Genomic DNA, 21,133 nt, shown 5'->3' on the forward strand with positions numbered 1-21,133 from the left:
GGTCACATCCGCGCCCGGCGGACTACTCCACGACGTGCCGGCCCTCCGGCTGGGCGCTGCAGGCCGCGCGGAACGCGCAGTGCGTGCAGTGCTGGCCGGTGGCGGGGGCGAAGCGCTCGTCCAGGACGCGGCCGGCCGCACCGGCCAGCAGGTCCTCCACCGCCCACTCCCCCTCGCCGTCCCCCTCCTGCCGCTTCTCCACGAGGGGCTGCTGGCGCTGGACGGCGGGCACGGTGTCGCCGCCGTCCTTCTTCGCCGCCCCGAGGCGCAGCTGCACCAGTTCGGCGCCGCCCGGCAGCGGGCGCTCGCCGCCGAAGAGCTCGTCGACCGCGCCCTCGCGGACCGCGAGCTGGTAGACGGCGAGCTGCGGGTGGCGCTCGACCTCCTTCGCCGTCGGCTTGGACTTGCCGGTCTTGAAGTCGACGACGTACGCGTTGCCGTCCGCGTCCGCCTCGACCCGGTCCATGCTGCCGCGGACGCGGACCTGCACCTCGCCCGCCTCGATGACGACGTCGAAGCCGTGCTCGGTGGCGACGGGGGTGCGGCCGCGCTCCATCACGTGCCAGTGCAGGAAGCGTTCCAGCGCGTCCCGCGCGTTCCGCTTCTCCTGGAGGGACTTCCAGGGCGCGTCGAAGGCGAGGGCGTCCCAGACCGAGTCCAGCCGGGCCATCAGCACGTCCAGGTCGGCGGGGGTCCGCCCGGAGGCGACCTCGTCGGCCAGCACGTGCACGACGTTCCCGAAGCCCTGCGCGGCGGTCGACGGCGGCTCCGCCTTCACCTCGCGGCCCAGGAACCACTGCAGCGAGCACGTGTTCGCGAGCTGGTCCAGCGCGCTGCCCGACAGCGCCACCGGCTGGTCGCGGTCGCGCAGCGGGACGGCCGAACGCGTCGGCTCGTACAGGCCCCACCAGCGGTCGGGGTGCGCGGAGGGCACGAGCGCGTGCCCGGCGTCGTTGAGCGAGGCGAGCCGGGCCAGCCGCAGCGCGGCGGCCTCGCGCAGCGCCGGGGACGCGGCCGGGTCGACGGTGGTCGCGCGCAGCTCCGCGACGAGCGCCGAGACGGCCAGCGGGCGGCGCGCTCGGTGCGTGACGTCCTGCGGCTCGACGCCCAGCTCGGTCAGGAAGCGGGACGGCTGGTCGCCGTCGTCGGCCGCCGCCTTGACCGCCGTGACGACGAGCCGCTCCTTGGCGCGGGTCGCCGCCACGTAGAACAGCCGCCGCTCCTCGGCCAGCAGCGCGGCCGGGGTGAGCGGTTCGGCGAGTCCGTCACGACCGATCCGGTCGGCCTCCAGCAGCGAACCCCGGCGGCGCAGGTCGGGCCAGAGGCCCTCCTGCACTCCGGCGACCACCACCAGCCGCCACTCCAGCCCCTTGGACCGGTGCGCGGTCATCAGGCGGACCGCGTCGGTGCGGACGGCCCGGCGGCTCAACGTGTCGGCGGCGATGTCCTGCGCGTCCAGCTCCTCCAGGAAGTTCAGCGCGCCTCGGCCGCCGGTCCGCTCCTCGGCGCGCGCCGCCGTCTCGAACAGCGCGCACACGGCGTCCAGGTCGCGGTCCGCGTTCCGGCCGGCCGTTCCGCCGCGCGTCGCCGACCGCTCCAGCCGCTGCGGCCACGTCGACCCGTCCCACAGCTCCCACAGCGCCTGCTCCGCCGTGCCGCCGCCCGCCATCAGCTCCCGCGCCTTGCGCAGCAGCAGCCCGAGCCGCTGCGCGCCGCGCGCGTACGCCGGGTCGTGCGCCACGAGTCGCTCCGGCTCGCCCAGCGCCTCCGCGATCAGCAGATCGGAGGGGCGCGGCACGGCACGGCCGGCGGCCCGCTCCTCCTCGCGCAGGGCCCGTCCGAGACGGCGCAGGTCGGCGGCGTCCATGCCGCCGAGGGGTGACGTCAGCAGCGTGATCGCGTCCTCGACGCTGATCGAGCCGGGGTCGGGTTCGGGCTCGGTGTCGGGTTCGGGGTCGGGCTCGGTGTCGGGCTCGGGGTCGGGGGCGTCGGATACCGCCTCGTCGTCGCCCGGCTCGTCCTCGCCCTCGTCCGCCTCGCTCGGCTCCCCCGGCCCGTCCGGCCCGTCCGGCTCGCCCGAGCGGCTCTGGGCCGGCACCACGGGCGCCTCCTGCGCGCCCGCGGCGGCGACGCGCAGCGCCAGCAGGAGCGGGGCGACGGCGGGCTCATGACGGAGGGGGAGGTCGTCGCCGTCTATCTCGACGGGGACCCCCGCGGAGGTCAGCGCCCGGCGCAGGCCCGGGATGGAGCGGGCGCCGGCGCGGACCAGGACGGCCATCTCCCGCCACGGGACGCCGTCCTCCAGATGGGCGCGGCGCAGGGTGTCGGCGATGCCGTCGAGCTCGGCGCCCGCCATCGGGTACGTGCGGACGGCGACCGTGCCGCCCTCCCGGACCGCCGTCAGCTCGCGGTGGGCGCGGACGGCCGCCGCCGGCAGCCGCGGCAGCGACATCCGGCGGGTGACGAGGCGGGTGGCGTCCAGCAGGGCGGCGCCGGCCCGGCGCGAGACGGTGAGGACGTGGACGGGGGCCGGACGGCCGTCGCGGCGCGGGAAGGCGTCGGGGAACTCCAGGATGCCGTTCACGTCGGCGCCGCGGAAGGCGTAGATCGACTGGTCCGGGTCACCGAAGGCGACGAGCGTGCGGCCCTGGCCCGCCAGCGCACGCAGCAGCCGGACCTGCGCCGGGTCGGTGTCCTGGTACTCGTCGACGAAGACCGCGTCGTACTGCCGCGACAGGACGTCGAAGACCTCCGGGCGCTCGGCGAGCAGCACCGCCCGGTGCAGCAGCTCGGCGTAGTCCAGGACGCCCTGGAGGTCGAGCACGTCCAGGTACTCGGCGAGGAAGGACGCCGCCGCCGACCAGTCCGGGCGGCCGATCCGCCGGGCGAAGTCCTGCAGCGCGGCCGGTCCCAGCCCCAGCTCCCGGCTGCGCGCGAGCACGGCGCGCACCTCGTCCGCGAAGCCGCGGGTGGTGCGCGCGGCCCGCAGGTCGTCGGGCCAGCGGATCCGGCCGCGGCCGTCCTTCTCCAGCGCGCTCTGACCCGTCAGCAGCTCGCGGACGACGACGTCCTGCTCGGGCCCGGACAGCAGCCGCAGGGGATCGGCGAAGAGCTCCGGGTCCTGGTGCGCGCGGAGCAGGGCGTAGCAGAAGGAGTGGAACGTGGTCGCCTGCGCGGTGGCGGTGCCCCCCAGGCGGGCCGCCATCCGGTCCCGCAGCTCGACGGCCGCCTTGCGGCTGAACGTCAGGACGAGGATCCGCTCGGGGTCCGTGCCGAGCCGCACCCGTTCGGCGACCGCCTCGACCAGGGTCGTGGTCTTGCCGGTGCCCGGTCCCGCCAGGACCAGCAGCGGTCCCGAGCGGTGCTCAACCACCGCGCGCTGTGCGGCGTCCAGAACAGGAGGCGCGGTCCGCGCGGGCGGGGTCCGCAGCAGACGGTAGGCGCCGGTGCCCGTGTCGATCCCCCGGTGCGGCGCGCGCTGCGCCGGTCGGAGGGAGGAGGAGGTCACGTGGTTCGCCGGTTCCGTGGGTGCTGTGAGTGGATCGGGTGGATCGGGTGGCTACGGTGCTTCGCGGGCTGCGGGTGCTGCGGGCGGCCCGGGTGTCGCGACTGCCCGGTGGTCCGGACGGTGCCCGCGGTGGCGCCGGTGCGGTCAGCTGTCGACGCTACGCCTCCCGGCACACGGGCCGCAGCCAGTCCCGCCCGTGTTCGGGCGTGGAGTCGGTCACGTACTCGACCGCATGCTCACTCACCTCATCCGCGTAGCCGCCGCCGTACTCCGTACGGACGCCCCACCGCATGTTCCGGGCCGCCATGGCCGAAGCTGGGGAACGTGAGCATCCGGTCGTCACTTCCCGGCGGGCGCGCCGTCCCACCGGGCCCGCCGCATGTCGACGCGCGGCACGTGGCCCTCGGCGGAGCGCGCCGCCTCCCGCAGCGGCGTGCCCTCCTCGCGGTAGTGCGCCAGCGCCCGCAGCTCGTGACCGGGCAGCAGCCGGCCGTCGGAGCGCACCACGCGCCACCACGGCACGGCGCCCCCGTACAGCGCCATGACGCGGCCGACCTGCCGCGGCCCTCCCTCGTCCAGCCACTCGGCGACGTCCCCGTACGTCATCACCCGGCCGGGTGGGATGGCCTCGGCGGTTTCGAGCACCCGCTCCACGTATTCGGAGGGCCCGGCACCCTCGTCCGTCCGCTCACTCATCCGGCCCATCCTGCCTCAGACCACCGACAACGGGGGGTTCAGCGCGCATCCCCGGACCGCTCATGCCACCATCGTCGGCGGGGTGACAGGTGATAAGCGAGCAGGACGAGGCAGCGGGACAGCACGAACAGGACGCGGCGGCCGCATCGGCCGGACGCGCCGTTGACGTGTCGTCGCCCGGTGCGGGGACACCGGAGGCCGCCGGAGGCGCCGGACGGACCAAGGCGGCAGAAGCCTCCGAAGCGGACACCGCTCCCGAGGTGGCAGGAGCCTCCACGGCCGCCGCGGCGAGCACCGCTGCTGCGGCAGCCGGGGCAGCCGGGGCTCCGGGAGCCGCCACAGCCTCCGGAACCTCCACTGCCACTGCGGCCTCCACGGCTTCCGGAGCCATCACGCCCTCCGCGGGCTCCACGCCCGCCCGCGTCCTGGACGAGCCCGAGGTCGTGCACAGCGACGACGTCTCCAGCGACGAGCCGCTGCTCGCCGCCCGCGTGCACCGTCCCGCCGACCTCATGCGCTTCCTGCTCGGCCTGCTCGGCATCGCCGTCGTCATGGCGATTGCCGGTTTCGCCCACGCCACCACCAGCGGCGTCGAGGCGGACATCGCCAAGGGCGCGCGCAACGCGCCCGACGCGCTGAGCACGTTCGCCGGCCTCACCGCGAGCATCGCCGTACTGATCGTCCCGGTCGCCTTCGCGATCGAGCGGCTGATCAAGCGGGACGGGCTGCGGATCGCCGACGGGGTGCTCGCCGCCGTCCTCGCCCACGGCGTGGCGCTGGCCACCGACCTGTGGGTGACCAACGCCGCCCCGGACCCGATCCGGGCCGCGCTGACCCAGCTCGCGCCGAGCGGCGGCGGGATCACCGACCCCGTGCACGGCTACCTGGCGCCGGTCATCGCGTACATGACGGCCGTCGGCATGGCCCGGCGCCCGCGCTGGCGCGTGCTGCTGTGGTTCGTGCTGCTGCTGGACGCGTTCGCGGTGCTGGTCGGCGGTTACACGACGCCGTTCTCGATCGTCGTGACGGTGCTGATCGGCTGGACGGTCGCCTACGGCACCCTGTACTCGGTCGGCTCGCCGAACGTCCGGCCGACCGGCCAGAACCTGCTCGCCGGCCTGCGCCGCGTCGGCTTCGCACCGCTGACCACCCGCCGCGCGGACGACGAGGTCCCCGAGACCCCGGACTCCGAGCGCGGCCGCGGCTACCTCGTCACGCTGGAGGACGGCCCGCCGCTCGACGTCACCGTCGTGGACCGCGAGCAGCAGGCGCACGGCTTCTTCTACCGGGTGTGGCGGCGGATCTCGCTGCGCGGCATCAACCAGCGGCGCAGCCTGCAGTCGCTGCGCCAGACGCTGGAGCAGGAGGCGCTGCTCGCGTACGCGGCCATCGCCGCCGGGGCCAACGCGCCGAAGCTGATCGCCACCTCCGAGCTGGGCCCGGACGCCGTCATGCTGGTCTACGAGCACATCGGCGGCCGCCGGCTGAACGCGCTGCCGGACGACGAGCTGACCTACGACCTGCTCTCCAACGCCTGGCAGCAGGTCAAGGCGCTCCAGTCGCGGCGCATCGCGCACCGGCGGCTGATCGGGGACTCCCTTCTGGTGGATCGTTCCGGCAAGGTCTTTCTGACGGACCTGCGCGGCGGCGAGATCGCGGCCGGCGACATCGTGCTGCGGATGGACATCGCCCAGCTGCTGACGACCATCGCGCTGCGCGTCGGCCCGGAGCGGGCGGTGAAGACGGCCGTCGCCGTCCTCGGCCCCGACGCCGTCGCGAACTCCCTGCCGCTGCTGCAGCCGATCGCGCTGAGCCGCTCGACCCGCGCGGAGCTGAAGCAGCTGAACCGCGAGCGGGCGCAGCGCGAGCGGGACGCCGTGCTCGCCGCGTCGGCGGCCGACAAGGAGGCGCGCCTCTCGGCGGCCGTGGCCGCTCCCTCGCGCGGGTCGGCCAAGGCCGAGAAGCGGGCCGAGAAGCGGGCCATCGAGGTGGCCCAGGACGAGGCCCGCGAGGAGGACCTGCTCGCCAAGATCCGCCAGCAGGTGCTGCTCATCCGCCCACAGGCGCCGGTGGAGCCGGTCCGCCTGGAGCGGATCAAGCCCCGCACGCTGGTCACCGTCATCGCGGGCGCCTTCGCCGCGTACTTCCTGCTGTCGCAGATCAGCTCGGTGCCGATCGCCGACACGATCTCCCGGGCGAACTGGGGCTGGGCGGCCGTCGCCGTGGTCGGCTCCGCGCTCAGCTACGTGGCGGCGGCGTGCGCGCTGGCCGGCTTCGTGCCGGAACGGCTGTCGCTGTTCCGGACGGTCATGGCGCAGATCGCCGGCTCCTTCGTCAAGCTCGTCGCCCCGGCGGCGGTCGGCGGCGTCGCCCTCAACACCCGCTACCTGCAGAAGACGGGCGTCCGGCCGGGCCTCGCGGTGGCGAGCGTCGGCGCGTCGCAACTGGTCGGCCTCGGCTCGCACATCCTGCTGCTGCTGACGTTCGGCTACATCACCGGCACCGAGAAGACGCCGTCCCTGTCACCGTCCCGCACGGTGATGGCCGGACTCCTCACCGCGGGGGTGCTGGTGCTGGTCGGGACGGCGATCCCGACGCTGCGCAAGTTCGTCTCCACCCGGGTGCGGGCGCTGTTCGCGGGGGTCATCCCGCGCATGCTCGACGTGCTGCAGCGTCCGGCGAAGCTGGTGACGGGCATCGGCGGCACGCTGATGGTCACGGTCACCTTCATCATCTGTCTCGACGCCTGCGTACGCTCCTTCGGCGGCAGCCTCAGCTACTCGACGATCGCCGTCGTCTTCCTCGCGGGCAACGCCCTCGGCTCGGCGGCGCCGACCCCCGGCGGCGTCGGCGCGGTCGAGTTCGCCCTCACCGGTGGTCTGATCGCGGCCGGCCTGCCGGGCACGATCGCCACGCCGGCGGTGCTGCTCTTCCGGCTGCTGACGTTCTGGCTCCCCGTGCTGCCGGGGTGGCTCTCCTTCAACTACCTCAGCCGCCGGGGCGATCTCTGAGTCCGGTGGCGGCCGGGACATTTGTACCGCCGAAGCCCGGAGATCCATCTCTGTCGGGCGGACCTCCCTCCGCGCGAAGCTCTTCCTGAAGGCGGAACGGGACGTTCTCACGGAGGAGCCGGGAATGACGCAGGTGCAGCACGAGGCGCGGGTCCGGCCCGAGGCGGTAACCGGAATGGGGGCGGTCGACGGGGCTGGTGCCGAGCGGGAGCCCAACCCGCTGGCGGCGATGGCGCGGCCGCTCGTGCTCGACATCGCCGTGCCGCTCGGTTCGTACTACCTGCTGCGCGACGGCTTCGGCGTCGGCCTGGTCCCGGCACTCCTGCTGAGCAGCGTCGTCCCCGGCGTCCGCACCGTCGTCGGGGCGGTGCGCGACCGGTCGTTCAACGGCCTGGCCGGCATCATCCTGGCGGTCAACCTCGTGGGCATCGTCCTCAGCTTCGTCACGGGCGACGCCCGCCTGATGATCGTCAAGGACTCGGCCCTCAGCAGCGTCGTGGGCCTCTCCGTACTGGTCGCGGCCGCCACCGGGAAGCCGCTGATGTCCGCCGGGCTGAAGCCCTTCATGACGAAGGGCAGGGCCGCCAACGTCCGCGCCTGGGACCGGCTGACGGCCGTCGACCCGCGCTTCCGCCGCGCGGAGGTGCTCTTCAGCGTGATCTGGGGCGCCTGCCTGCTGGCCGAGTGCGTCGCGCGGATCGTGCTGGCCTTCGTCCTGCCGGTCTCCACCATGGTCTGGCTGTCGACCGTCCTGCTGATCGGGTCCATCCTGCTCGCGGCGGTGGTCGGCGCCATCGCCACCAACCCGATCGAGCGGATGATCGCGGAGGAGGCCGCGGCGCAGGACGGCACCGTCGGTGTCCCCGGTCCGAAATCCGAGTGATCCGCGCACGTATCTCCGTGCACGGATCTAGGCCCGGCGACATTAGCTGACGTACCGTCAGAGACTTCTCGACGCAGAGGAGGAGACGGCCGTGCCACAACGCCCCGTTCCGCTGGACGAGTACCCCGTGCACCAGATCGCCCGCTCCATGCGCCATGTCGCCAGCGGCGACCGCAACGCCTACGACCGGTCGATATTCCAGGTCTTCGACCACGAGGGCCGGGCACTGCTCATCACCGGCCTCGGCGTCTATCCCAACCTCGGCGTCACCGACGCCTACGCGACGCTCCTCCAGGGCGACCGGCTCATCGCCGTCAGGGCCTCCGACGCGCTGGGCGAGGACCGGATGCGGCAGCAGGTCGGCCCGCTGCGCATCGAGGTGCAGGAACCGCTCAAGCGGCTGCGGCTGGTGTGTGAACCGGAACAGGAACAGGAACAGGGCGACGACGCCGGGGACGAGGCGGCGAGCCTCTCCTTCGACCTGGTCTGGGAGGCGGACTTCCCGGCCGTCGAGGAGCCGCACCACATCCAGTACACCGGCGACCGGCTCTTCCTGGAGGCCAACCGGTTCTGCCAGGCGGGCAGCTGCCATGGCGTGATCCGTACGGGCGGCCGGGAGATCACCGTCGAGCGCGGCCGCTTCACCGCCACCCGCGACCGCAGCTGGGGCGTGCGCCCCATCCCCGGCGAAGCGCCCGGCCGGGCGGCGGAGGAGTTCCGTACCGAGGGCTTCCACTGGCTGTGGATCCCGATCCGCTTCGAGGACCGCTTCGTCATGGTGATCCTCCAGGAGGACGCCGACGGCTACCGCACCCTCGACAGCGCCGTCCTCGTCCACCCCGCCGACGCCGGCCGTCCCGACGAGCAACTGGGCCGCGCGCACGTCGACATCACGTACCGCTCCGGCAGCCGGCACCCCGAGTCGGCCGTCATCCACCTCACCGGCGCCGACCGCAAGCCGATCGAGATCCACGCCGAGCTGCTGGGCGGCAGCCCGCTGGCGGTCGGCGCGGGATATCCGCCGGCCGGCGACTGGCAGCACGGCGAGTGGAAGGGCCGCGGCTGGCTGGACCGCCGCACGTACGACCTGTCGGACCCGGCGGGGCTGGGGCTGGCGGCGTACGGCGTCATCGACCACGCGGCCCGGTTCACCTGGGACGGCGCCACCGGTTACGGGATCTTCGAGCACGGCAGCTTCGGGCGGCACGACCCCAGCGGGTTCGCCGGCTTCGACTCGGTGGCGCCGTAGCCCCGGCCCGCCACGTCCGGACTGCCCGCCGAGTCCGGACCGTCCGCCGACTCCGCACCGGCCGCCACGTCCCGACCGTCCGCCACGTCCGCCACGTCCGCCACGTCCGCCCGTCCGCCCGTCCGCCACGTCCGTCCGTCCGTCAACTTCCGTTCGCCACCCCGTAGCCCGTTGGAGCACACCCGCGTACTCCCCTCCGATCCCGGCAAGTAATGGGGGGTAGCCGAAGCCCCTGTCCGGCAAGGCCCGCAAGGAGGAACCGTGTCGAGCCCGACCCCGCCCCCCGCGCCGCACCTGACCACCAGCACCCGCGATCCGAAGCTCCTCCGGCAGCGGCTCGACGCCTGGCTGCACGCGCGCGAACCCGGTGCGCACACCCGCTCCTTCCACGTCCCGTCCTCGAACGGCATGTCCAGCGAGACCGTCCTGTTCGACCTCGCCGTGCCGCACCGGGCGGGCACCGCCCGCCAGCAGCTGCGGCCCTGCGTCCTGCGGCTGGCCGCCGACCCCGACGCGTACGCGGCCTTCCCCGTCTACGACATGGAGCGCCAGTACCGCACCATCGAGGCCGTCGCCCAGCACAGCAAGGCACCCGTCCCGGCCCTGATCTGTCTGGAGAACGACCCGGCGCCGCTCGGCGCGCCGTTCTTCGTCATGGAACGCGTCGAGGGGCGCGTGCCGCCCGACGTCATGCCGTACACCTACGGCGACAACTGGCTCTTCGACGCCGACCCCGCCGACCGCGAGCACCTCCAGCACTCCACCGTCGACGTGCTGGCGGAGCTGCACACCGTCCCCGTCGAGTCGGTCGCGTTCCTGGCCGGCCCGTCCGGCGACGCCCTGCGCGACCATGTCGCGGCCCAACGCGACTACTACCACTGGGTGATCGAGGGCCGACCCAGCTCGCCGCTCATCGAGCGCGCCTTCGAACGGCTCGACGAGATCTGGCCGGCGGACCCGGGCCCCACCGTCCTGAGCTGGGGCGACGCCCGGATCGGCAACATCCTCTACGCGGGCTTCGACCCCGTGGCCGTCCTCGACTGGGAGATGGCCGCGCTCGGCCCCCGCGAGCTCGACCTCGGCTGGATGATCTACCTCCACCGCTTCTTCCAGGACCTCACGGAGCAGACCGGCTACCCGGGCCTGCCCGACTTCATGACCCGCGACGCCATCGCCGACCGCTACCGCGACGCCACCGGCCACACCCCCCGCGACCTGGACTTCCACACCCTGTACGCGGCACTGCGGCACGCCAACGTGATGCTCCGCATCGGCTACCGCCAGATCCACTTCGGCGAACGCCCCCTCCCGGCCGACCCGGATGACCTGATCATGCACCGCACGTCCCTGGAAGCCATGATCGACAACCGCTACTGGTAACGACCCATGGCCCCGGCGCGGTCGGCCGGGGAGAGCACCGCCCTTCCCCGACCGACCGGCCCGCCACGTCCCGTGCGCCGACAGTGACATGAACGTGACGCGTTAGGCACGGACCCTCCCTCGCTCCTCCCGCGTCCCTTGGGTAACGTCGTACGTCCTACGTACGGGGACCACGGGGGCGTACAGAGAGCTGACCCGCCGGTGCCCACCCACCGACCGGGAGCCCTTCACCTTCATGCGAGCCCCCACAGCGCTCACCGCCGTCGCCCTCGCGGCCGCGTCCGCCGTCCTGCTCACCGCCTGCGGCGGGAGCGGCGGGTCGGACGGCGGATCGGACACGATCAAGGGTGCGCAGACGGCCGCGCCGTCCGCCTCCGCGACCACGGCCGCGGCGACCGGAGCCCCGACGGCGGTCGACCCGAGCCTGGCGCTGCCGGCCGATCTGAAGCTGGACTTCGCCTGGACGGCGCCGGCGGACCCCGCCCAGGCGCTCGTTCTGACCACCACGGCGAACTACCTGCAGTCCCTGGCGCACGGCGTCGTCACACAGAGCTTCCCGAAGAGCGGGCTGCGGACCTACTCCACCGACCAGGCCCTCGCGTACGGGAAGAGCTACATCAAGCTCCGCGTGGATCTGAAGCGGACCCTCACCGGCACCGCCGGCTTCTACCGGCCCCAGGTCACGATCGCGGCCAACAAGACCTCCGCCAAGGTCACCCTCTGCGAGAACCAGGGCAAGTTGTACAGCAAGGAGATCCCGACCGGGAAGGTCCACGTCAACGCCGAGAGCGTCAGGAGCTACTCGTCGTACGAGCTCGTCCTGGCGAAGTTCCGGCCCGGCGTCGATCTGTGGCAGGCGAAATCCATCGTGGTGAAGGAGAGTGCGCTGCAGTGCAAGCCATAGGTAACGCGTTGCCGCTGGGACGGGCGTTGGCCCTCGCCGTGGTCGCCGTCATAGCCGCCGCCGGAACGAGCTACGCCGACGAGGACCTGCCGAAGCCGCCCACGACGCAGCAGTCCGGCGGCAACAACAACGGCTCCGTGAGCGCCGGTGTCTCCATCACGGCGGTCACCCCCGGCGCCACCGACCCCGGCCGCAAGCAGATCGCCTCCGTCGACACGTCCTGGACGCCGCCGCCGTGCTGGTTCGGACCGAAGTACAGCGCCAAGGAGTTCAAGGCCGAGTACCTCAAGAACTTCCACGAGACCTCCCCCGACGTCCACGGCACCGCCTCCACCGCCATGGGTCAGGACCTCGCCCACTACCAGAGCGGGTTCGACTACCCCGACGACAAGGGCTACAAGGACTTCAACGTCGAGCAGGAGGGCAAGGGCCAGTGGTGGGCGGTGTCCACCAACCCCGCCGCCAGCGCGTTCGACCAGATGGGGTGCAACGACCAGACGCCGCGGTGGGTGCCGAACGGCGAGGACCCGCCGGCCGGGACGAAGCACGTCATCACCCCGGAGATGCTCGCCAAGCTCGCCTACGCGAGCACGCGCCTGCCGGGCGTGACGATCACCATGAGCCCGGCGACCGGCCAGACGGTCAACCTGCCGACGTGGGTGTGGCTCAAGGAGAAGTACACGCCGGTGAAGGTCCGCGCGTCCGTCAACCTCGGGGGCGGCCGCGAGATCTGGGCCGAGACCACCGCGCAGGCGCGGAGCGTGCGCATCCAGCCCGGGACCGCCGACGCGACGGTGTTCCCCGGCTCGGGCCAGTGCCCGATCGCCCCGGACGGCACGGTGGGCGCCGCGTACTCCAAGGGCGCGACCGGCAACCCGCCCTGCGGCGTCACGTATCTGCGGTCGACGGCGGGTTCCGGTGCGTACCAGCTCAATGTGACCGCGACGTGGAACGTCAACTGGGTCGGCTCCAACGGTGCCGGGAGCGGTCTGCCGGACGGCGTCATCAACGAGCCCAAGGCCGTCACCGTCCGCGAGATCCAGAGCATCGTCCGCTGACCGCAAGGCTCACCCCCGGCGTATCCATGAGCGGACCTATCCGCCCGTATGGGATCATCCGCGCATTGGGAACGACGGGTGGGAGACGCATGAACGACGTACGGGTGCGGCGGGGCGCGGCGGTCGGTGTCGCGTTGGTCGTGGCGCTGGGGGCGGCGGGGTGTACGGGCGGGGATGCCGGCGCCGCGGATGACAAGCCGTCGGTGACGGCTTCCGTGACGGGCGGCGGTACGCCGGCGGCCGGCGGGCCGGCGGCGCTGCCCGGGTCGCTGACGGGGCAGCAGCTGAGCTGGCGGCGGTGTCCGGCGCCGAGCGTGGCGCAGGGGGCCGACGGGCGGGCGCCGGGGAGCGAGTGGCAGTGCTCGACGCTCAAGGCGCCGCTGGACTACGCCAAGCCGGACGGGCCGACCATCGGTCTCGCGATGATCCGCGCCAAGGCCAAGGGCAGCGGCCGGATCGGGTCGCTGCTCTTCAACTTCGGCGGTCCCGGCGGCTCCGGGGTGGCCGCGCTGCCGTCGTTCGGCAAGGACTACGCCAAGCTGCGGACGCGCTACGACCTGGTGAGCTTCGACCCGCGCGGCGTCGGTGAGAGCCGGGGCGTGCGGTGCCTGGACGACCGGGCCACGGACGCCTCGCGGTCGATCGACGGGACGCCCGACACGCCCGACGAGATGCGGGCGCAGAAGGCCGACCTGAGCAAGCTGGTGGCGGCGTGTGTGAAGAACTCCGGCGCGGTGCTGCCGCACGTGGACACCATCAGTGCCGCCCGCGACATGGATCTGATGCGCCAGGTGCTGGGTGACCGGAAGCTGTACTACTTCGGCATCTCGTACGGGACGGAGCTGGGCGGCGTCTACGCCCACCTGTTCCCGGGCACGGTGGGCCGCGCGGTCCTCGACGGCGTGGTCGACCCGACGCTCGACCCGGAGCAGGCCGGCCTCGGCCAGGCGAAGGGCTTCCAGCTCGCGCTGGACAACTACCTGACGGACTGCGCGCAGCACACCGCCGACTGCCCGACCGGCGGCAGCCGGCAGGCCGGCGACCGGTGGGTGGCCGCGTTCCTGGCGAAGCTCGACGGGAAGCCGCTGCCGACCAACGACGGCCGCGAGGTCACCCAGACCATCGCGACCAACGGGATCGCCGCCACGCTGTACTCGAAGGACGACTGGAAGTACCTGACCATGGCGCTCAGCGAGGCCAAGGAGACCGGTCGGGGCAATCTGCTGCTCGCCTTCGCCGACTCGTTCGCCGGCCGCGACCAGAAGGGCCGCTACAACAACCTGATGCCGGCCAACACGGCCGTCAACTGCGCCGACGCCAAGCAGCGTTACACCCAGGAGCAGGTGCGGGAGAAGCTGCCGGCGTTCCGCCGGGCCTCGCCGATCTTCGGCGACTTCCTGGCCTGGAGCCTGCCGGCGTGCACCGGATGGCCCGTGCCGGGGAACTGGCAGACGCCGGACGTGAGCGCCCCGGGCGCCGCGCCCATGCTCGTCATCGGCAACACCGGCGACCCCGCCACACCGTACGAGGGCGCACGGAAGATGGCGACCGGGCTCGGTGCGGAGGTCGGGATCGAGATCACGTACCAGGGCGAGGGGCACGGCGCGTACAACAGCGGCAACGCCTGCATGACGAAGACCGTCAACGCCTACCTGCTGGACGGGAAGGTGCCGGCCAAGGGCACCGTCTGCTCCTAGCCGTCACGTATACACGTATAAAGGGGCCCGCGGACCGTCGTTCCGGTGGTCTGCGGGCCCCTTCACGTGCGTGACTAGTAGACCGGCTTGTGCGGCTCGATCGTGTGCACCCAGCCGATGACGCCGCCACCGACGTGCACCGCGTCCGAGAAGCCCGCGGACTTCAGGACGGCGAGGACTTCCGCGGAGCGGACACCCGTCTTGCAGTGCAGGACGATGCGCTTGTCCTGGGGCAGGTTCTGCAGGGCGGTGCCCATCAGGAACTCGCCCTTGGGGATCAGCTTGGCGCCCGGGATGGAGACGATCTCGTACTCGTTCGGCTCGCGGACATCGATGATCTCGATGTTCTCGCCGTCGTCGATCCACTCCTTGAGCTGCTTCGGCGTGATCGTCGAACCCGCGGCGGCCTCCTGGGCCTCCTCGGAGACGACGCCGCAGAAGGCCTCGTAGTCGATCAGCTCGGTGACGGTCGGGTTCTCACCGCAGACCGCGCACTCCGGGTCCTTGCGGACCTTGACCTGGCGGTACGTCATCTCCAGGGCGTCGTAGATCATCAGACGGCCGACCAGCGGGTCGCCGATGCCGGCGAGCAGCTTGATCGCCTCGGTGACCTGGATCGCCCCGATGGACGCGCAGAGCACGCCCAGCACGCCGCCCTCGGCGCAGGAGGGGACCATGCCGGGGGGCGGGGGCTCCGGGTACAGGCAGCGGTAGCACGGACCGTGCTCGCTCCAGAAGACGGACGCCTGGCCGTCGAAGCGGTAGATCGAGCCCCAGACGTAGGGCTTGTCCAGCAGCACGCACGCGTCGTTGACCAGGTAGCGGGTCGCGAAGTTGTCCGTGCCGTCGACGATCAGGTCGTACTGGGAGAAGATCTCCATGACGTTCTCGGCCTCGAGGCGTTCCTCGTGGAGAACGACGTTCACGTACGGGTTGATGCCGAGCACGGAATCGCGCGCGGACTGGGCCTTGGAACGGCCGATGTCCGCCTGGCTGTGGATGATCTGGCGCTGCAGGTTCGACTCGTCGACCTCGTCGAACTCCACGATGCCGAGCGTGCCGACACCTGCGGCGGCCAGGTACATGAGGGCCGGCGAGCCGAGGCCGCCGGCGCCGACACACAGCACCTTGGCGTTCTTCAGCCGCTTCTGTCCGTCCATCCCCACATCGGGGATGATCAGGTGGCGCGAGTACCTGCGGACCTCGTCGACGGTGAGCTCGGCAGCCGGCTCGACCAGGGGTGGCAGCGACACGGGGACTCCGGATCGGTAGGCATACGGGTGTACGGGTGGTTCTCTCCGTAACACTGCCACGCCGGTCTTCATTCCGAGACACCCGGTCCGAGGAGCGAGACCGAATTGGCTCAGATACTGGGCGGCGGCTGCTTTCGCACCGTTCGTACCGACTCGTCCCAGTAGCCGGGCAGTCCCTCCCACGGGTCGGCCCCGTCCCGGTCCGTGCGGTCGGTGAAGCAGACGGTGGCCGCGCCCTGCCAGCGGGCGATCCGCATCGCCGTCACCAGGTGCGAGCGCGGGATTCCGTGGACGAGGTGCGCGAAGCGCTCCGGCGGGTACGCGGCCGTCCACTCCGGCGCCTCGGACCAGCGGTAACGCGTCCAGGGGCCGCAGAACGTCACCAGCTGGTCGGCGATCTCGGCGTAGCCGGGGTACGGGTGCGTGCCGTGCCCCAGCACGATGTGCCCCTCACCAGCGCCCCCGCTGCCACCACCGTCGCCGTGCCCGCCCTCCCCCTCGTCCCCCGCCAGCAGCGCCCGCAGGGTCGTCGTCACCCGGCGGGACTCGCTCAGGGCGGCCCGTTCGGTCGGGGCGCGGTCCAGGTAGAAGCCGTCCAGCCGGTACCAGTCCAGGTAGTGGGAGGCCTCGGAGACCAGCGCGCCGAACGACCGCGCGCCCAGCGCGGCGTCCAGATGGCCGAGGACCGGCACGCCGCTCTCCCGGAGCCGCGCCACCGCCTCCGTGTACAGCGGGTCGGGCCGGGTGCCGGGACCGCCCGCCACGTTCAGCACCACCCAGTGCAACGGCGTCCCCGGGCGGGCGAGTTCCGCCCACTCGGCGGGCGCCACCAGCGGGTGCGCGTTGACCGGGACGCCGAAGCCGAGCCGGTCGGAACGGGCCTGGCCGCCCGACCCCCGGCCGGCTCCGCCGGTGCGGGCACGCGGCCCGGCGCCCCCGAAATGCGGCGGGGTCAGACGCGGCATGCCGCCTCCATCCAGACGTCGGCCAGCGACTCCTCGAGGCCGATACGGGGCCGCCAGCCCAGCCGGTCGCGGGCCGTCCGCACGTCCGCCTGCTGCCAGATGCCGCAGCCGTCGGGGTACGGGGGCGGGCCGGGCGCGACCTGCGGCTCGTCCAGCTCGTGCAGGGTGCCGTCGTAGCCCGCGACGTGTGCGAGCCCGGCGGCCATGTCACGCATACGTACGGCCCGGCCCGACCCGATGTTCACCAGGCCCTGCGCGGCGGACAGCGACGCCGCGTGCACCGCCCGCGAGACGTCCCGGACGTCGATGAAGTCCCGCTGCACGGCCAGCCCGCCGAGCTTCAGCTCGCCGTCGCCGCTCTGCATCGCCCGGCGCAGCGCCTCGGCCAGCCGTCCCAGCGGCGAGCTCGTCGGCGTGCCGGGGCCGACGGGGCTGAACACCCGCAGCACCACGGCGTCGAGACCCGAGCCCAGCACCAGCTCGGACGCGGCGAGCTTGCTCACCCCGTACGGGCCGCCCGGCCGCGGCACCGCGTCCTCGGCGGTCGACGCGCCCACGGGCGAGGGCCCGTACTCGGCGGCGCATCCCACCTGGACCAGGCGCGCACCGGTGCTGCTGCGCCGCATCGCCTCGCACACCGTCGCCACGGCCACCGTGTTGTGCCGGGTCAGCTCCCGGGCCCCACCGCGGGTGGCGCCCGCGCAGTTGACGACGACGCCCGGGTGGACGGCGTCCAGGAACCGCGCCAGCGCTCCCGGCGCCCCGCTCGCCAGGTCGAACCGCACGTCGGCGTCGTCGCTGCGCCCCAGCGCGGTCAGCTGTACGGCGGGGTCGGCGAGCAGCCGTTCGGCCACGTGCCGGCCGAGGAACCCATCGGCTCCGAGCAGCAGCACCCTCATCGCTGGCCACCTCCCAGCCCGTGGGACTGCCGGCGCTCTGTTCCGCGCGACGGGCGCGGCGAGGTGGTTCGGTGCGTGATCAACGTTGCTCCTGGTTGGGGTTGCGGAGGTCTGTGGGGCGGGGGCGGGCGGCAGTGCCGTGCGCCGAGGCCCTGGTAAGGGTGCGGAAGGCGTGCACGACGAGTACGGCGGCGGCGCAGCCGCAGGCCAGGACGGGGATCGCGGCCGGACCGAGCCGTTCGGCCGGGGCGGACAGGGCCGCCAGGCCCGGCACGCGGTGCAGTGCGGCTGCGCCGAGCGCGGCCGCCTCGACGGCGGCGGCCACGCCGGTCCCCCATGCCGCGGCCCCGGTGAAGCCGTGCACGGCGAGCAGCCGGGCGGTGAAGAGCAGCATCCCGAGGGCGCCCGCCTCGGCGACGCCGGCCGGGCCGGCCAGTGCGGCGGCGGCCCACAGGCACCCGAGCAGCACCAGCAGGTACAGCGCGAGGGTGCCGGCGAGCAGCGGGCGGACCCGGGCGGCGAACTCCGCGAGCCCGCGGCCGGCCGCCAGCTCGGCCCGTGCCCGCAGCGCGAAGCGGTGCGCGCACCAGGCGGCGGGCGCCAGGGTGAGGGCCAGCGCCACGAACGGGGCGGTGGCGGGCGGTTCGACCAGCGTGACCGCCAGCAGGCATCCGCCCGCCAGCGCCCCGGCCCGGCTGCCGGTACGCAGTGGGCCGCGTCGCAGCACCGCCCAGGTGGCCAGCGCGGCGAGCAGGGCGATCACCGCGCCGACGGCCGGCGACCGCGTCACGAGAGCGGCGGCCACCGCGCAGCCGGCGCCGGGCACGACGTGCGACAGGCCGACCCGCACCGGCCCGGTGCGGGGGGTGGGGCGCTCGCCCGCGGCGGTGCGCGGGACGCGGGCGTACAACTCGTCCGCGAGCGAGAACACGTCCCGGTGCCGGAACCGCCCCGCCACCTGATCCGTGACGCCGTGCGCCTCCAGCCCGGCGGCTATCTCCAGCACGTCCACGGCCCCGGCGCACAGCGCCTCGTGCCGGTGCATCACACCCCGCACGGGGTCGGCGGGCCCCCGCCGCCGTGCCGCCTCGGCGGCGGGCGGGAGGCCGCTGACAGCCACGGCCGGAGGGCCACTGACGGGCGCCGACGCGGGGTCGCTGACGGCCACGGGCGGGAGGCCACTGACGGCCGCAGGCGGAGGGCTGCTGACGGCCGCGGCCCGGGGGTCGCTGACGGCCGCGGGCGGGGGGTGGTTGACGGCCCCGGGCGGGGGGCTGCTGACGGCCGCAGGCGGGAGGCCACTGACAGCCGCAGGCGGAGGGGCGGCGTCTGCGGCCGGAGGGGCGCTGGAGTCCGTGGCCAGAGGGGCGGCGGCGTCCGCCGTCGGGTCGGCGGCCGACGGCTCAGCGGCCGGACGTTCGGGGGTTGTCGGTGCGGCGGCTGCCTCCTCCGGTGCGGGCACGCGGTCGTCTTCCGGGCGGTGGCCCGAGGCCGGGATCCGGTCGGGCTCGTCGGCCGCGTCGACGCGGCCGTCCGCCGTTGCCCCGGCGACCCGGCCGGAGGCCGACTGCTCGACGCAGTCGCTCAGCCCCTCGGCCACGGCCTCCGCCTCGGCAGCGGCAGCGACTTCCGCCGCGCCTGCGGCCTCGATCTCCGCCGCGGTCCGGATCTCCTCGTCCGGCGGGGCGGGTTGGGGGGTGACGATGCGGGCCAGGAGGGCGGCCTGGGCGGAGGTGTGCGTGGTCATCCGCGGTCACCGGCCTGGGCCCAGAGGGGGGTGAGGCGGCCGGGGACGTGGGCCTCGGCCGGTTCTGCGAAGGGGTGCAGGGGCGCGCGGCGCACCGGCCAGTGCGCCACCAGCTCCAGGTAGATCTCGCGGAACGCGCCCACGCACCGCTCCACCGTGAAGAGTTCCAGCGCCCGCTCCCGCGCCGCCGCGCCCAGCCGGGCCGCGCGCTCCGGCTCGCGCAGCAGCGCGAGGCACGCGTCGGCGAGGGCCTTGGGGTTGCGGGGCGGTACGACCAGCCCCGTGCCGCCGATGACCTCGCGGACGGCGCCCACGTCGGTGGAGACCGTCGCCCGCCCGCAGAACATCGCCTCGACGAGGCTCAGCGGGAAGCCCTCCACGATGCTGGACAGCACGACGACGTCCCCGGACGCGTACGCGTCCGCGAGCTGCGGCGCGCCCGGCGAGCCGATCTCCTCGAAGGTGACGGGGCTCTCGCCGACGGTCACCGCGTCCCGCGCCTCGTCGGGGAAGAGCTGCGCGGCGAGCGTGCGGCAGCCCGCCAGGTAGGAGTCGACGCCGCCGCGGACGTACAGGATCCGCAGCCGTGCGCCCGGTTCCGCCGTGCGTATCGCGTGGAAGGCGTGCAGGAGCGCGATCAGGTCCTTGCCGGGCTCCGGGCGGCCGACCCAGGTGAGGGTGGGATCCGGGTGCCCGGCGGGGGCGCCCGCGCCGGCCGCCTCCGCGGCCTCGCCCGCACGGGCGAAGCGGGCGGCCTCCATGCCCGGGTAGACGGTCCGCAGCCGCAGCCGGTCGGCTCCGCACCGCTCCTGCCAGCGCCGGGCGTGCGTGCTGCCCGGCGTGATCAGCGCGGCCTCGCGGTAGGACTCGCCGGCGAGCAGCCGGTGGAACGCGGTCAGCAGCGCGCGGACCTCGGCCGACAGGCCGGACGCGCGGTGGGCGAGGAGCGCCTCGCGCAGCCGGACGCCGTACTCGGTGACCAGGAGCGGCGTTCCGAAGAACCGTTTGGCCAGCAGCCCGGGAAGGGTCGCGGGACCCCCGGAGACGGCATGGCACAGATCCGCGGCGCCGAGCTCGTCCGGTTCGTACCAGGGCGCGGACAGCGGTCGCAGCGCGCGCTCCAGGAGTTCGGAGGCGACGAGCAGGTCAGCCACCCCGATGCCGGTCAGCAGGGGTCGTACGCCGGGGGCGCGGCAGGCGTCCTCCAGGGCGTGCAGGGCGTGCTCGGACCGGAGCAGCGCCGGCAGGCTGCCCTCCTCGCGGGCGAGTTCGGCCAGGCCGTACAGGCCGGAGGCGAAACGGTCCGCCCGGGCGCCCCCGTAACCGTCGGGTCCCGCGTCGGATATGCGCAGGACGCCGGGGGCGCCGGCGGCGGCGCCCGCCAGCGCTGCGGCCAGCTCCCCGTAGTGGTGCAGGAAGCGGTGGCGGCGGGCCGATCGGCCGCGCCCGCTGTCGTCCGGTGGCGGCTCCCCCCACAGGCGCTCGCTGCGCACCCGCCGTACCTGCGCGGGCACTTCGACCCGCCCGCCGGCCTCCGTCAGCTCCGACCGGCTGAGCGCGTAGACCTCGAACTCGTGGCCCGTGAGCCCGCGCACGAGCCGGTCGCACCAGGCGCCGCCTTCACCCCGTGCGTACGGGTAGCCACCCTCGGTGAGCAACGCGATGCGCATGGGTACGCCACCCTTCCTTCGCCGATCCGCCAGGGCTCCTGGCCGGGAGGGCGGATACGTCTGCCCGGCGCGACGACGGTATGCCGGTACGACAGTGGCGGGGGGGGGGGGGGGGGGGGGCCGCCCCCCCGGGGGCCAGACCGCGGGGAAGAACTGACACAACGCAAAAGAATTACAAGGCGTTAAGGGGCACGAACAACACGAGCACGCGCC

General features: G+C 73.9%; 15 protein-coding genes. 7 read left to right on the plus strand and 8 right to left on the minus strand.

Annotated features, from left to right (window positions below; all coding sequences use genetic code 11):
- Positions 1–22: 22 nt before the first annotated feature.
- The 3 genes from ABZ721_RS35860 to ABZ721_RS35870 form a co-directional block, all read right to left on the minus strand.
- On the minus strand, positions 23–3,430 hold the full coding sequence (locus ABZ721_RS35860; RefSeq protein ID WP_358792995.1) for a UvrD-helicase domain-containing protein: 3,408 nt from the start codon (positions 3,428–3,430) through the stop codon (positions 23–25).
- 235 nt (positions 3,431–3,665) lie between these two features.
- On the minus strand, positions 3,666–3,815 hold the full coding sequence (locus tag ABZ721_RS35865) for a hypothetical protein (protein WP_358792980.1): 150 nt from the start codon (positions 3,813–3,815) through the stop codon (positions 3,666–3,668).
- Positions 3,816–3,847: 32 nt separating this feature from the next.
- Complete coding sequence (locus tag ABZ721_RS35870; RefSeq protein WP_358792981.1) at positions 3,848–4,204, minus strand: MGMT family protein; 357 nt, start codon at positions 4,202–4,204, stop codon at positions 3,848–3,850.
- Positions 4,205–4,647: 443 nt separating this feature from the next.
- On the opposite strand from ABZ721_RS35870, the gene ABZ721_RS35875 reads away from it, so the two are divergent.
- The 7 genes from ABZ721_RS35875 (at position 4,648) to ABZ721_RS35905 (ending at position 14,386) form a co-directional block, all read left to right on the plus strand.
- Positions 4,648–7,215, plus strand: a complete 2,568-nt coding sequence (locus tag ABZ721_RS35875; protein ID WP_358792982.1) for a flippase-like domain-containing protein — start codon at positions 4,648–4,650, stop codon at positions 7,213–7,215.
- 124 nt (positions 7,216–7,339) lie between these two features.
- The gene (locus tag ABZ721_RS35880; protein WP_358792983.1) at positions 7,340–8,098 is read left to right on the plus strand and encodes a VC0807 family protein; all 759 of its coding nucleotides are present in this window, start codon (positions 7,340–7,342) and stop codon (positions 8,096–8,098) included.
- 91 nt (positions 8,099–8,189) lie between these two features.
- Positions 8,190–9,347, plus strand: a complete 1,158-nt coding sequence (locus ABZ721_RS35885; RefSeq protein ID WP_358792984.1) for a hypothetical protein — start codon at positions 8,190–8,192, stop codon at positions 9,345–9,347.
- A 261-nt stretch (positions 9,348–9,608) separates the two neighbouring features.
- Positions 9,609–10,727, plus strand: a complete 1,119-nt coding sequence (locus ABZ721_RS35890; RefSeq protein ID WP_358792985.1) for a phosphotransferase family protein — start codon at positions 9,609–9,611, stop codon at positions 10,725–10,727.
- 235 nt (positions 10,728–10,962) lie between these two features.
- Positions 10,963–11,631 (plus strand): hypothetical protein, encoded by a 669-nt coding sequence (locus tag ABZ721_RS35895; protein ID WP_358792986.1) that lies wholly within the window; start codon positions 10,963–10,965, stop codon positions 11,629–11,631.
- Positions 11,619–12,689: a hypothetical protein gene (locus ABZ721_RS35900; RefSeq protein ID WP_358792987.1), complete on the plus strand. Its 1,071-nt coding sequence runs from the start codon at positions 11,619–11,621 to the stop codon at positions 12,687–12,689. The genes ABZ721_RS35895 and ABZ721_RS35900 overlap by 13 nt, the downstream gene beginning before the upstream one ends.
- A gap of 89 nt (positions 12,690–12,778) precedes the next feature.
- On the plus strand, positions 12,779–14,386 hold the full coding sequence (locus ABZ721_RS35905; protein WP_358792988.1) for an alpha/beta hydrolase: 1,608 nt from the start codon (positions 12,779–12,781) through the stop codon (positions 14,384–14,386).
- Between the two features lie 74 nt (positions 14,387–14,460).
- Here the strand turns inward: ABZ721_RS35905 and moeZ are convergent, their stop codons facing one another.
- From moeZ to ABZ721_RS35930, 5 genes are all read right to left on the minus strand, one after another.
- Positions 14,461–15,639, minus strand: a complete 1,179-nt coding sequence (gene moeZ, locus ABZ721_RS35910) for an adenylyltransferase/sulfurtransferase MoeZ (protein ID WP_358792989.1) — start codon at positions 15,637–15,639, stop codon at positions 14,461–14,463.
- 110 nt (positions 15,640–15,749) lie between these two features.
- Positions 15,750–16,604 carry a spherulation-specific family 4 protein gene (locus tag ABZ721_RS35915; RefSeq protein ID WP_358792990.1) on the minus strand — a complete coding sequence of 285 codons (855 nt, stop codon included), beginning with the start codon at positions 16,602–16,604 and terminating at the stop codon, positions 15,750–15,752.
- Positions 16,592–17,503: an NAD(P)-dependent oxidoreductase gene (locus tag ABZ721_RS35920; RefSeq protein ID WP_358792991.1), complete on the minus strand. Its 912-nt coding sequence runs from the start codon at positions 17,501–17,503 to the stop codon at positions 16,592–16,594. The genes ABZ721_RS35915 and ABZ721_RS35920 overlap by 13 nt, the downstream gene beginning before the upstream one ends.
- Before the next feature lie 79 nt (positions 17,504–17,582).
- Positions 17,583–19,250, minus strand: coding sequence for a hypothetical protein (locus tag ABZ721_RS35925; protein WP_358792992.1), 1,668 nt, complete (start codon positions 19,248–19,250; stop codon positions 17,583–17,585).
- Positions 19,247–20,920: a DUF3492 domain-containing protein gene (locus ABZ721_RS35930; RefSeq protein WP_358792993.1), complete on the minus strand. Its 1,674-nt coding sequence runs from the start codon at positions 20,918–20,920 to the stop codon at positions 19,247–19,249. Before ABZ721_RS35930 ends, ABZ721_RS35925 begins: the two co-directional genes overlap by 4 nt.
- Positions 20,921–21,133 lie beyond the last annotated feature (213 nt).

Origin of the sequence: Streptomyces sp. NPDC006733 (assembly GCF_040636125.1) — a bacterium.
In the GTDB taxonomy this organism is placed as follows: Bacteria; Actinomycetota; Actinomycetes; order Streptomycetales; family Streptomycetaceae; genus Actinacidiphila.

Excerpts from the sequence above, each read along its gene's own strand:
- ABZ721_RS35865 (WP_358792980.1), bottom strand. The coding sequence starts at position 3,815 with ATGGCGGCCCGGAACATGCGGTGGGGCGTCCGTACGGAGTACGGCGGC.
- ABZ721_RS35870 (WP_358792981.1), bottom strand. The coding sequence starts at position 4,204 with ATGAGTGAGCGGACGGACGAGGGTGCCGGGCCCTCCGAATACGTGGAG.
- ABZ721_RS35880 (WP_358792983.1), top strand. The coding sequence starts at position 7,340 with ATGACGCAGGTGCAGCACGAGGCGCGGGTCCGGCCCGAGGCGGTAACC.
- ABZ721_RS35895 (WP_358792986.1), top strand. The coding sequence starts at position 10,963 with ATGCGAGCCCCCACAGCGCTCACCGCCGTCGCCCTCGCGGCCGCGTCC.
- ABZ721_RS35905 (WP_358792988.1), top strand. The coding sequence starts at position 12,779 with ATGAACGACGTACGGGTGCGGCGGGGCGCGGCGGTCGGTGTCGCGTTG.
- ABZ721_RS35915 (WP_358792990.1), bottom strand. The coding sequence starts at position 16,604 with ATGCCGCGTCTGACCCCGCCGCATTTCGGGGGCGCCGGGCCGCGTGCC.
- ABZ721_RS35920 (WP_358792991.1), bottom strand. The coding sequence starts at position 17,503 with ATGAGGGTGCTGCTGCTCGGAGCCGATGGGTTCCTCGGCCGGCACGTG.
- ABZ721_RS35925 (WP_358792992.1), bottom strand. The coding sequence starts at position 19,250 with ATGACCACGCACACCTCCGCCCAGGCCGCCCTCCTGGCCCGCATCGTC.
- ABZ721_RS35930 (WP_358792993.1), bottom strand. The coding sequence starts at position 20,920 with ATGCGCATCGCGTTGCTCACCGAGGGTGGCTACCCGTACGCACGGGGT.